Annotated in this window: 11 protein-coding genes; 7 read left to right on the plus strand and 4 right to left on the minus strand. The window is 30.7% G+C overall.

What is annotated here, in order from left to right:
* Window positions 1–23: 23 nt before the first annotated feature.
* Both QZV03_RS07300 and QZV03_RS07305 read left to right on the plus strand, forming a co-directional pair.
* Window positions 24–608, plus strand: a complete 585-nt coding sequence (locus tag QZV03_RS07300) for a restriction endonuclease subunit S (protein ID WP_296875386.1) — start codon at window positions 24–26, stop codon at window positions 606–608.
* A 38-nt stretch (window positions 609–646) separates the two neighbouring features.
* Window positions 647–1300: a restriction endonuclease subunit S gene (locus QZV03_RS07305; protein ID WP_296875388.1), complete on the plus strand. Its 654-nt coding sequence runs from the start codon at window positions 647–649 to the stop codon at window positions 1298–1300.
* Window positions 1301–1453: 153 nt separating this feature from the next.
* Here QZV03_RS07305 and xerA read toward each other — a convergent pair whose 3' ends face one another.
* The 4 genes from xerA to QZV03_RS07325 form a co-directional block, all read right to left on the minus strand.
* Window positions 1454–2440: a site-specific tyrosine recombinase/integron integrase gene (gene xerA, locus QZV03_RS07310; RefSeq protein ID WP_296875391.1), complete on the minus strand. Its 987-nt coding sequence runs from the start codon at window positions 2438–2440 to the stop codon at window positions 1454–1456.
* On the minus strand, window positions 2437–3213 hold the full coding sequence (locus tag QZV03_RS07315) for a restriction endonuclease subunit S (protein ID WP_296875393.1): 777 nt from the start codon (window positions 3211–3213) through the stop codon (window positions 2437–2439). Before QZV03_RS07315 ends, xerA begins: the two co-directional genes overlap by 4 nt.
* Window positions 3204–3770, minus strand: a complete 567-nt coding sequence (locus QZV03_RS07320; protein ID WP_296875395.1) for a restriction endonuclease subunit S — start codon at window positions 3768–3770, stop codon at window positions 3204–3206. Before QZV03_RS07320 ends, QZV03_RS07315 begins: the two co-directional genes overlap by 10 nt.
* A 238-nt stretch (window positions 3771–4008) precedes the next feature.
* The gene (locus tag QZV03_RS07325) at window positions 4009–5253 is read right to left on the minus strand and encodes a restriction endonuclease subunit S (protein WP_296875399.1); all 1245 of its coding nucleotides are present in this window, start codon (window positions 5251–5253) and stop codon (window positions 4009–4011) included.
* A 91-nt stretch (window positions 5254–5344) separates the two neighbouring features.
* Here QZV03_RS07325 and QZV03_RS07330 point away from each other — a divergent pair, with 91 nt between their 5' ends.
* Genes QZV03_RS07330 through QZV03_RS07350 form a run of 5 tightly spaced genes read left to right on the plus strand, consistent with a single transcriptional unit; the run spans window position 5345 to window position 12520 of the window.
* The gene (locus QZV03_RS07330; RefSeq protein ID WP_296875401.1) at window positions 5345–7147 is read left to right on the plus strand and encodes an McrB family protein; all 1803 of its coding nucleotides are present in this window, start codon (window positions 5345–5347) and stop codon (window positions 7145–7147) included.
* Between the two features lie 7 nt (window positions 7148–7154).
* On the plus strand, window positions 7155–9032 hold the full coding sequence (locus QZV03_RS07335) for a DUF2357 domain-containing protein (protein WP_296875403.1): 1878 nt from the start codon (window positions 7155–7157) through the stop codon (window positions 9030–9032).
* Window positions 9033–9078: 46 nt separating this feature from the next.
* Entirely contained in the window at window positions 9079–9468 is a 390-nt protein-coding gene (locus QZV03_RS07340) for a (deoxy)nucleoside triphosphate pyrophosphohydrolase (RefSeq protein ID WP_296875405.1), read from the plus strand.
* A gap of 5 nt (window positions 9469–9473) precedes the next feature.
* Complete coding sequence (locus QZV03_RS07345; protein WP_296875407.1) at window positions 9474–9623, plus strand: hypothetical protein; 150 nt, start codon at window positions 9474–9476, stop codon at window positions 9621–9623.
* On the plus strand, window positions 9620–12520 hold the full coding sequence (locus tag QZV03_RS07350; protein ID WP_296875409.1) for a DEAD/DEAH box helicase: 2901 nt from the start codon (window positions 9620–9622) through the stop codon (window positions 12518–12520). The genes QZV03_RS07345 and QZV03_RS07350 overlap by 4 nt, the downstream gene beginning before the upstream one ends.
* The last annotated feature ends 327 nt before the right edge of the window (window positions 12521–12847 follow it).

Genomic DNA, 12847 nt, shown 5'->3' on the forward strand with positions numbered 1-12847 from the left:
TTTTAGTTAAAGGAGTGATAAATTTGAGTTTAGATTCAAATTATACTATTAAAGAAATTAATGAACTTTGTGAAATAAATAGTTCTAATTATTCCAAAAAAGATAATTGGGATTTTATAAATTATTTGGATACAAAAAATATCATTAAAGGTGAAATAAATGAAATTAAATTGTTTGATCCAAATTATGACAAAGTACCGAGTAGAGCAAAAAGAAAAGTTAAAATAGATGACATAATAATTTCAACTGTTCGACCAAATCAAGAACATTATGGAATGATAAAGAATAAAATTGATAATTTTTTAGTTTCAACAGGTTTTACAACATTAACCGTTGATAAAACTCAAGCATATCCCGAATTTATTTATTATTACATTACTCAAAAATATATAACTGAGTCATTACAAACAATTGCTGAGCAAAGTACGACATCCTATCCTTCTATTAAGCCATCTGACATAGGTAATTTACTTATTGAACTGCCACCTCTTGAAATTCAAGAAAAAATTTCTAAAATTCTCACTTCGATTGAAAATAAAATTACTGTGAATAAAGAAATAAATAAAAATTTATATTTAAAAATTGGTTTGTTGATTTTAATTTTTTAAATGAAAATAATAAACCTTATAAAATAGATAATGGTAAAATGAAAAATTCTGAATTGGGTTTAATTCCTAATGATTGGGATATTGGTATTTTAGGAGATTATATCAAAATAGAACGCGGATTATCTTATAAAGGAAAATATTTATCTGATGAAGGAATTCCATTAATTAACTTAGGCAACATACTACCTAATTCTAAATTTAGGTTAGAAAAACTAAAATTTTATTCAGGAGATTTTGATGAAAAATATGTTGTTAATGCGGGAGATATAGTTGCAAATACGGATTTGACCCAAGATCGATTAGTATTAGGTAGTCCAATTATTGTTCCATCATTAATAGATAATGATGTAATTATTTATTCTCATCATATCAATCGTTTAAGTCAATTTAAATTGCCTAAATTTTATATTTTTTATAATTTATTAAGTGAACGATACAATCATATGGTATCTGGATATGCCACTGGAACTACTGTATTAGCAATATCAAAAGAATCTTTATATGATTATCGAATTATTATACCTCCTAAAGAATTATTATTCCAATTTGAAGAAATAGCAACAAATATCGAAAAGATAAAAGATAATAATCTTTTAGAAATCGAAAAATTAACAAAATTAAGAGATACATTACTTCCTAAGTTAATGTCTGGTGAAATTGATGTCTCAAAGATAAATTGTGATTTAGAATAACTGATTAGGTAGTTATTCTTCTTTTATATTTTAAATTCAAAAATAATATGGGTCTTGTTTTTTTAAATTTGATATTAATTGAGTTTTATTCATGTTAATAATAACAGTGTTATTTTTTTATTTTATAAAATCTTTACAAAACTAAATAATTATTTATCCTATGAATTTTCTATGTGCTAATTTTACATTACTTTGATTTACCATTGCATATTGCATTGTAGTGTCAATTTGAACATGTCCTAAGAGTTTTTGTACTTGTTCTATTGGCATGCCTTTGTCGATTGCATTTGTTGCCATGGTTCTTCTGAATTTATGGGGATGAACTTTATTAATATTACATTTTTTTCCTAATTCCCGAAGTCTTGTTTCAACGCCACTTATTCCTAATCGGTAATGTGGTTTATTCAGTGAAACAAATAATGCAGGATTTTCATCATTTCGTGAATGTAAATATTCAAGTAAATGTATTTTCGTTCTTGCATCAAAATATACTACTCTTTCACTTTCACCTTTTCCAAAAACCACACATTCCCGTTCATAAAAATCAATATCTTCAATGTTTAAATTAACTAATTCTCCAACTCTGATCCCAGTTGAGGTTAGTAATTCAACCATCGCTAAGTCTCTGATTTCTTCACAGTTGTCTCTTAATATTTCAAGATTTTCATCACTTAAAACTTCTTTGACAACTCTTCCTGTTTTTACTCTATGTATTCTTCTAACGGGATTTTTTATAATATAATCTTCATCTTCTAACCATGAAAAAAAACTAGAAAAGATTCTTCTTATATTATCAATAGTTGTTTTTGAGGAATGTTTTTCATATTTGTGATCAAAAAGATACTTTCTCAAATCATCAGTGCTAATGTTGTAAACCTGCTTTTTGATTTTCATTAACATTTTTTCAATAGTTGATTTGTAATATATGATTGTTTTATCGGAACAGCCTTCAACTTGCTTTGCCGATAAAAAAAGATTTAATAACTTAAAATTGTCTACTTCACTCAATTCATTGTTATTGTCAATAATATCAATATCTTGTAGGGAGTTGAGTAATGAATTTGTTAATTTTATGTATTGTCCCTGGTTTAGATAAGGTTTCATCTGATTTTGGATTTTTGAAATAATCTTAGTTTTCATATTACCACCTCTATTAACTTATTTTTGAGTTTCAATGTTAAATTATTAATCTCATATTTCAAATCACAATTTATCTTTGAGACATCAATTTCACCAGACATTAACTTAGGGAGTAAAGTATCTCTTAACTTTGTTAAATTTTCTATTTCAAAGCAATTTGCTGATATTTGAGAATATAATGAACTAACAATATTTTTATATTCTGAAATAATATTCTCTGGAGGAGAAACAATTTTAAATGATTCTACATTGTTTTTATTAATATGTTGCTGTGCTCCCCCTGTTTGATGTTTCAATAAATCAAAAAGAATACTTGAAATTAAAGGATATACGAACTCATAAGGATATTTTTTATTCGGAATAACTCCAATGACTGACTGATTTGCACAAGAATCTATTTCTAATAAACTAATTTGGCCTAAAGTAGCACCAGTAATTGCAATAACAGTAGTTTTGGCAGGTAATAATTTAGTAGCAGATTTTTTTAAACCTAATTCTGTAATATACTCTGAAGCTTCAAGAATTCTAAATTCATTAACTTTACCAGAATTTATCCATGCAATATCTCCTCCCCAATAATTTTCATTAGATCTACTAGGAGTTCCTCCTAATTTACAATCTAAAATATCTCCCACTGTTGTTATATTCCATCCTTTTGGAATTTCTCCAATTTCAGTATCAATGAATTCATTGTTCTGAAAAGGAATAAAATCTATGAAATAATATTTAAAAATTAGATGACATAATTCATCTAAATTTTTATTTATTGACATAATTCATCTAAATTTTTATTTATATTTTCATTGACTTCAATTTTTTTATCAATTCTTTCTAAAATATTAATAATTTTATTTTGATTTTCGATATTAGGATAATTAATTGGAAATTTTTTAAAATCTTTAAGGATAATCCTTGGAATAACTGATCCAGAAGTATAAGTAGTTTGAATATACTTCTTAATTGAAGGATTTTGCAGATAATATTTTAAAAATTTAGGAAGTATTTTATTTTCATTTGTTCTTATTATAGCTATTGAAGATAACAAAACCATAGGATATTCTTCTTTATAAATAAATATATTTGATAATGGAGATCCATCCTTTGCAATTAAAATATCATTATTTCTAGGAGAACATCCGGATTTAACTAATTTATCATAATCTTCTTTGGATATTTTTCTGCAATCAGAATAATTAAACTTATACATTCCCATATCTTTCACAGATGCCATATAATATCCTTCTACTTGTGAAGGAGGACTATGATGAGAACCATCTGTTACTAATTCACATAAATCAATTAAGTTATCCTCATTGAAATCTAAACTCAAAGTTAAATTTGAGTTTATATTATACTGTATTTTATGGTTTATTTATTAAAATTATTAATATATTTTTGTTTATAATCCAAATAACTATAAATTTTAATAATTTTAATTTAATTAATGGATTTTTAATCCTCAGTTTTCTGATAACTGAATTATATGCGCTAGATGATGTTAATGTTAAGAAAGATTTAATAAAAATAATCTTGGAAGTATTATCTTTAGTATATCTATATTTCATATGTTAAATTTCAAATTTGGAAACATCAATTTCTCCAGACATTAATTTCGGGAGTAAAGCATCTCTAAGATTAACTAATTTATTAATTTCTTTTTGATTACATTGAATTTCAGAATAGAAAATTTCTAATCTTTCAGAAATATTTTTTAGTTCTGATAAATCTTTTGGTAGTGCTATTTTGAATTTTTTAATTCCTTTTTTGTCTAAATGTAAAACGGTAGTTCCATTAACGTAACCTAAAATATGTTTTTTAAAACTATAACTTTTAAATATTGTAGCTAATAAGAAATTATTAATTTCAGGAATTTTAGATTCAATTTTCACTAAATCCATTGACATTATAAGTTCATTATACTTTTGTTTGTCAAGAACAATTATGCAATTTCCTATAATGTCTGCATCTTGAGTTACATCCGTACATGAAATCAAAACATCATTTTCATTTATGAAGTGATGTTTCTTAATTTTTGTTGAATAAACAATTTCCTTAAATCCATCGATTCTAAAACTTCCGTCTCGATTAAAATTTTTTATTGTAACTATTCCACAATTTGATTCTTGTAATTCTTTTCCTTTATAGGAATATCCATTATAAATATCAATAATTGACTCAAGATTAATTATTTCCCAATCATTTGGGATATTATTTAATTCAAAACTCTCAAAATAATCTTTATATAATATTTTTATTAAATTTCGCAAATTTTTATTTAACTTTTTATTAACTGAAATTAATTGATCAATATTATTTAAAAGTTCAATAATTTTCTTTTGCCGTGTTTCATTTGGAATTTCTACTTCAAAATTACGTATATCTCTTAAAAGCAAATTTTTTTGTGTAGTTCCACCAGCATATTCGACTAATCTCCTTTTTTCTGAAATCAAATAATAATATAAAAATTTGGGCATTATTTTATTTTTATTTGGTTTTATTATCGCTACACTCTTCTGAAATGTTGTTTTTCTAGATAATGGTGAGTTTACAAAAACAAATTTCCCAATGGTTCCACTATTAGTAATTAATATATCTTCATTTTCTAATTTTGTTCTTTTATCAGTATCTTCAAAATCAAATTTAGTTATTTGTCTTGCATTAGAATAATTAATTACTCCATCATCAATATCTTTTACACTAACAAAATAATATCCTGAATTTTCTTGGTTTTCACAGTCCCCATGTTTTCCATCAGTAATTTGTAAACATATATCTTCTAATTTATATCTTGAAGTAGATAATTCTAAACTCAAATTTTTTCATGGGTTAACGATCGACATTTTTTAATATTTGTTTATATATAACATGTATTAATTAATGAAATATTGTTTTTGGTGGGTCTTTATGTCTGAAAATGTAGTGGTAGGTTCATTTTATAATTATCTAATATCTAATGGATATTATTTTGATAAGCAATTAGTTGAAAATTATCTTTTATCAATGAAAGTTAAACCATTTGAAATACTTACTGGAAATTCTGGTACTGGAAAAACAAAATTGTCCCAATTATTTGCTAAGTATGTTTTTAAATCAATTAATGATGTCGACTTGGAAGGAAAATATGTAAAAGTTAAAGGAAGAGTAAATTTTGCTTCCTGGAATTCGATGGGTTGGACTCTGGATAAGAAATATTTTATTGATTTTTTACCAATCAGACAATCTGAGTCCAAATTTAATCTTTTTGTAGATGATATTCCTGCAGAAGGGAGTATTAATATTTCTGTTCAATTAGATTATACTAATGAGAAACTTAAAGATCATTTATTCAATAAATGGGATGATCTGCCTAAAGAACAAAAAAAGAAGTACTCTAAAGGACCAGAAATTGATATATTGATTAAAGCAGAAGATATTAATAATATTTTGGGTGATTATCAAAAGTTAAATGACTATGTAAATATTACTAAAGATTCAACAGCTTCTGCTTATAATGATAGACAATGGAATATTGGCAAGGATATTTTCCATTTTTTCCCATTTAAATGGGGAAAAGTTGATTTAAATATAATTGTTGATGGCATTGAATCGAAAGCAAAGTTAAGAGCATTATTTAAGTTATCTTATTCTCCAAATAAGAAACTGCAAACTTATTTGGAAGAAAAGGAGGGAGAAGAAGTTAATCTAAAATTGAATTTGGAGGATATGGATTTTGACAGTTTTGTCCCTCATTATGATTTTTGTAATTCTTCGGGGGAACCTATCTCATCTAACTTAAATTCAAATAAATGTTATGAAATAATTCCAGTTGGGGCAAATTGGACAGATAACACTAATATTGTTGGATATTATAATGTAATCACTGAAAATTATCAATCGACCCCAGCATATGAATTGATTAAACAAGCTCAAAAAGATGCTGAAAATCCTTATTTCTTAATTTTGGACGAAATGAATCTTTCGCATGTTGAAAGATATTTTGCTGATTTCTTGTCAGCTATTGAAAGTGGTGAAGAAATTCCGTTATATGGTGATGATAAAACTTTAAAACTACCTGATAACTTATTCATAATAGGTACTGTCAATATTGATGAAACAACATACATGTTTTCACCAAAAGTATTGGATAGGGCAAACACTATTGAATTTGATACATTATCTGCTAATGAATATATGTCATTAAATAGGGATCATGGAGATTTTGAAGGCGACATAAACTATTTACAATCTCCACTTAGAGATTCAAATATTTCTAATTGGGGAATTGATAAATTAAAAGAAGAATTATCTCAAATTACAGTTGAAGATAAAAATTTGTGGGATATTTTAGCTATTGAACTTACAGCATTCCAAGAAACCTTGAAAGGATCAGGATTTGACTTTGGTTTTAGAGTAATTAATGAAATTTTAAGATTCATGGTCGTAGCATGGAGATATGAAAACTCACCAAACGAATGGGATAACTGGGAGAGATACTTTGATGCTCAAATCAAACAAAAGATCCTTCCAAAACTTCATGGATCTGAAAAAGCTATGGGTAATGTTTTAACTAACTTGTTTAACATTTGTTTGGTTGACAGGAACAATAATGAAAATCCTAAAAATACAATCGTCAATAAAGATGATTGCAGGTACTACACTTCAGCTTTAAAACTCAAAGACATGGCTAAAGTATTGTCTGATCAAAGATATGTTTCATTTATTAATTAAGATTTAAATGATTGAGCAAAAGGTTATTATTCATTTAACTGATGAGAATTCAGCTGATTTAGGAACATTAACAGTCAGTTCACTAGATTATGCTGGGGATGAGGAATTCGACGATAGCATCTCACGTTCTGTAACCTTAGAGAATGTTCCAATTGTTGATGAACCGGATAATCAAACTCCTATTCAGTATTGTCCTGACATTGGGGCTAACTTTGCAAAGTTAATGTTTTTGGAAGAAACAGAATATCAAATACTTTTCGAATCAGGAGATGTCAAAGCCGATTTTGATGTATTGTATTCATTAACAAAAATTAATGATTCTCATTTTAAACCATTCAGATTTGAGTTGGGTGACAATAAACAATATAAAATTGCAGGAACACTTAATTTTAGAAGTTATGTTGGTAAATCATTTTTGGATGTTAGAAAAGATAAGATTAACTCAATCAAAATTCCAATTGAGGTAAGGTCTAAAAAGATCGATTACTTCAATCAATACTCGGCAATGATAGCTGATCTGTCACAACATTCATTAAGTCTGATATTTGAAGTCAACTCTTCATTATACCAGGAGTTTGAACTTGACTATCGCCAAAAAGAGACATATTATGAGGATTTCATGTTTTTAGAATATCTGTTTAGAGAAGATAATTTACCCTCAATATTTGAATATTTATCTAAAAACCTACATTCTCAACTTAAAAATCATACAGAAACTGTTCCAATTTCTTTTGCATCAAATGTCAATCAGAATACCTTAAAAAATATCATATCAAAACCAAATAAACTTTTTAAAGCCAATAATGATTTGGAAATTACTCAAAAACTGAACGGTTATCTGCCATATGAAATAGAGCAGACAAAACATGAGGATATAATTGACATTCCGGAAAACCGATTTTTCAAATACTTTTTAGAATTGATTCGTGAACTTGTTGAAAAGTTACTTAAAAACTCAAAAGAGGGATATATTAAAGATAAACTCTCTTCATTTGAAGATGAAATTGAATATTACTTGTCAAACAAATTTTTCAATCACATTTCAACAATGGAGTATGTTCCTTTCAATTCACAGATTCTACAGAAAAAAGAAGGTTACAGGGAGATTTTCCAGTACTTTTTAATGCTTGAATTTTCATTCAGGTTAAGTTGGGATGAGATCAACAATCAATTTAAAGGATTTGAAAAGAAATTGTCCGAATTGTATGAATATTGGTGTTACTTTAAATTATTAAAAGTTTTAAACGATATGAGTCTTAAAAAGATCAGTTTTGAGGATGTTTTTAAAATCAACAGGGATAATTGGTCAATAGGTATCAAAAAAGGTGTAGGGTCACGTAAAAAATTCAAACTGTTCCTATATGATCATGAAATCGATGTTGAACTGTTTTATAATTTAAGATTTTTTGATGGTTCAAAATACAGGTCATATTCACTTGCATTCAAACCGGATTATACATTAAGGATAACAATTGATGATGAGGTCAATTACATTCATTTTGATGCTAAATATCGCTCAGAATTGGAAATTGTTGACTTTTATAAAAAAATCGGTTTGGAAAAAGAGTTGGACGCTGAAATCGATGAGCGTGATGCATTGGAAGAAAAGGAATATGTCTTTAAGGATGGGGACATTTATAAAATGCACACATATAAAGATTCAATTTTAATGACTGAAGGATCTTACGTATTGTATCCTGGAAACAGAACAAAACAATTCTTTGAAACGGATACTATCATTCCTTCTGTTGGAGCATTTTCATTAACTCCAGGAAATGAAGGATTTGAGGAAGATAACCTTGAATTGTTTATTAAGGAAGTTATAAAGACATTACTGTTTAATAGAGGATTGATGCCAGTAGATATTGTTAGTGTAAATTATTAAAATATATAACGTAAGCTGCCCTATATTTAACCAGGAGAAAACAATCATGAAAACTTTAAATGTAGTTGCAGCTATTATCAAAAAGGACAATAAAATCCTTGCAACCAAAAGGGGCTACGGCGAGTTCATAAACATGTGGGAGTTTCCGGGCGGAAAAATAGAAGGCTCAGAAACCAAAGAAGAGGCACTAATCAGAGAAATCAAGGAAGAACTCGACTGCACAATAAAACCGACCAAATTCGCCCTAGATTTAGAATACCAGTACCCTACCTTTTATCTCAAGATGAGCTGCTTTGAGGCTACAATTCAAAAGGGAACCCCAAAGCTATTGGAGCACAACGACGCCAGGTGGCTTTCAAAGGACCAGCTGGACGAGGTCAACTGGATTCCCGCAGACATTCAAATCATTGATTATTTAAAGGAAACTATGGAGTAATTAAAATGGCAGACAAAAGACTAGATTTAGCTAAAGAGAAACTTGAGGCTTTAGAGTCCAAACTCGAAAAGGTCAAAGGATCTCCAAGAGAAGAGGAATTCCAAATCCAGGTGGACAAGTTAAAGGAACTTATCAAACACCTTGAAGGCCAATGAACATTGACGATATCCTCAATGGCGCAAGAACAGCATTCATAGACGAAACCCTGGATTCCAGTTCGGACCTTCGACCGAAACTTCTGGTGAACAGCCGTGAAACCAAGGTAATCAATTCAATCAAGGATGAGCTTAAAAGCTGCACCGAGTTCATCATCTCCTCGGCGTTCATCACCATGGGAGGCATCACTCCCCTTTTGGAGGATTTCAGATACCTGGAAGCCCACAACATAAAGGGTAAAATCCTCACCACAGACTATCTCAACTTCACCGAACCCAAGGCATTAAGAAAGCTTCAGGATTTCAAAAACATTGAAATCAAGCTCTACAGCCATGAGAATGAAGGTTTCCACACCAAGGGATACATCTTTAAAAAGGACGGCTTTTACAAGGGCATCATCGGAAGCTCAAACATGACCATGAATGCTCTTACGGTGAACAAGGAATGGAATGTGGAATTCACCTCCTTAAACGAGGGCGAGATGCTCTCACAGATTAGACGGGAATTCGAAAGCCTCTGGAATCAGGCGGACGATTTGGATAAGGTCCTTCCGATATATGAAAAAATCTACAAGGACACCAAAAGATTCACAAACATCCGTGAGATTTCAAGGGATTTAAAGGAAAAAAACATCACTTTAACTCCGAACTACATGCAGGAGCAGTTTCTTGAAAACATCAGGAATCTGATAAAGCATGGTGAGGACAAGGCAATTCTGGTATCGGCCACTGGTACCGGTAAGACCTACGCTTCCGCATTTGCGGTAAAGGATTTCAGTCCGAAACGATTTTTATTTCTGGTTCACAGGGAACAGATTGCAAAGCAGTCCATCGAGGCCTACAAAAATGTTTTCAATGACCATGAAAACTTCGGACTCCTAACCGGTAACCGGAAAGACTACGACAGGCCATATCTTTTCTCAACTATCCAGACAATGTCCAAGGAGGATGTCTATAAAAGATTTGACAGGGATTATTTCGACTATATCATCGTTGATGAGGTCCACAAGGCAGGTGCCGCATCATACCTTAAGGTAATCAGCTATTTCGAGCCCGAATTCCTTTTGGGAATGACAGCTTCACCGGAACGTACCGACGGCTTTAACATCTATGACCTTTTCGACAACAACATCGCACATGAAATCCGTCTCCAGGAGGCTCTTGAAGAAGATCTATTATGTCCATTCCATTACTTCGGAATAAGTGACGTTGAATTTGAGACAGGCGAAATCGATGATGACTTTACGGACTTCAACCTTCTTGCAAGCGATGAGAGGGTTGACTATCTAATCGAAAAGTCTGAGTTCTACAGCTACTCCGGAAGCAGAAGAAAGGCGCTGGTGTTCTGCTCAAGAAAAAGGGAAGCGAAGCTGTTGGCCGAGAAGTTCAACGAAAGGGGCTACAGCTCAATATTCCTGTCAGGTGACGATTCACAGGATAAAAGAAAGGATGCAATCGAGCGACTTACCGATGACAGTCATCCAAACAAATTAGAATTCATATTCACCGTTGACATCTTCAATGAGGGTGTCGACATTCCCGAAATCAACCAGGTGCTTTTGGTAAGGCCGACCGAATCCCCAATCATCTTCATCCAGCAGCTTGGAAGGGGTTTGAGGAAATACAAGAACAAGGAGTATGTGGTAATCCTTGACTTTATCGGCAACTACAGGAACAACTTCATGATTCCGATTGCGCTTTCAGGGGACAGGTCCTATGACAAGGACAAGATTAGGAAGTATCTCATGGAGGGTACGAAAATCATTCCGGGTGCCTCTTCAATCAACTTTGATGAGATTTCAAGAAAGCGTATTTATGAATCAATAAACAACACTTCTTTTAATAAGAAGGCACTGTTTAAAGAAAAGTACAATCAATTAAAATACAAGTTGGGAAGAATCCCTTCATTATATGACTTCGCAATCAACGCAGAATTCAATCCCGAACTCATCCTCTCACACAAGGACTATCCGACATACCATGATTTCCTCACAGACATCGAGGACGACTACACATCACACATAGACGATGATGATTTGGACTCCCTGCGCTTCATATCAAGAAAACTCATGAAGGCGATAAGGCCCCATGAGCTCATCATTCTGGAATGTCTTAAAATCAATAAACGTTTCACAGTTGAACAAATCGAGAAGTGTTTAGATGAGAGTTACGGATTAGTTAATCAGAAGGATGCCATAAGGGGTGCGATAAACTTTTTAAGCCTTGATTTTTACCGCAAGGAAAACGGCGATGGATATCAGGCAAACACAATCCAGAAGATTGTTGAAAACCCTGAAAACCTATTCTTCAATGAAAACCTTGAGGCATCAGATCGCTTTAAAAAGGCTTTAACAAATCCGGTTTACTACAGCCATCTGGAAGATGTCCTTAAATATGCGTTCCACAAGTATGAAAATGTTTATAAAACCGATTCACAGTTCAGGCTCTATGAAAAATACTCCCGTGAGGACGTGCTGAGGCTTTTGAACTGGGACAGTTATATGAACGGACAGAACATCGGCGGATACAAGATAAAGTACAACACCTGTCCGATATTTGTAACCTACAACAAGTCCGAGGACATCTCCGAGACAATAAACTATGAGGATCACTTCATTTCCAAAACACTCTTCAACTGGATGAGCAGAAACAACCGTAAAACTTCCTCAAGGGAACTGGAGCCGCTGATTAACTACAGTGATTTGCAGGTTGAGCTTTTCATCCAGAAAAGCAATGACGAGGGAATAGAGTTCTACTACATCGGTGAATTGAAACCGCTCAAATATAAGCAGATGTATAGAACAATTGATGGTCGTGAGCATCCTATTGTCAACTTCAAGTTCCAGATTCTCACAGAAGTCAAGGATGAAATCTATTCCTATTTTGTCAATGACTGAATTCAATATGTTCATTCACACTTATTCTTATTTCGTTTGAAAAAATGTAATATATTTTATTATTTATTGGATTAGTATAATTTTTTTTAATAATATTAAACAAAAGTTAACTATAACGGGTTATGTGTTGGGGGTCTAAAAAGTCATTGTGAATGGGAGGGATGTTAAAAATAATTTCTATTTGTTTGTAAGTCTTTGATTTTTAGAAAAATTAATTCTTAACATTTTTTTAAAAAAAGAGGCTGACTCATAATTTTTGTGTTTAAATTTTTTTTCTTATTTTATTATCCTTTAATTTTATATACTAGGAAGTACAATCTATTATTA

The sequence above is a fragment of the uncultured Methanobrevibacter sp. genome, from assembly GCF_902788255.1.
Lineage (GTDB): Archaea > Methanobacteriota > Methanobacteria > Methanobacteriales > Methanobacteriaceae > Methanocatella.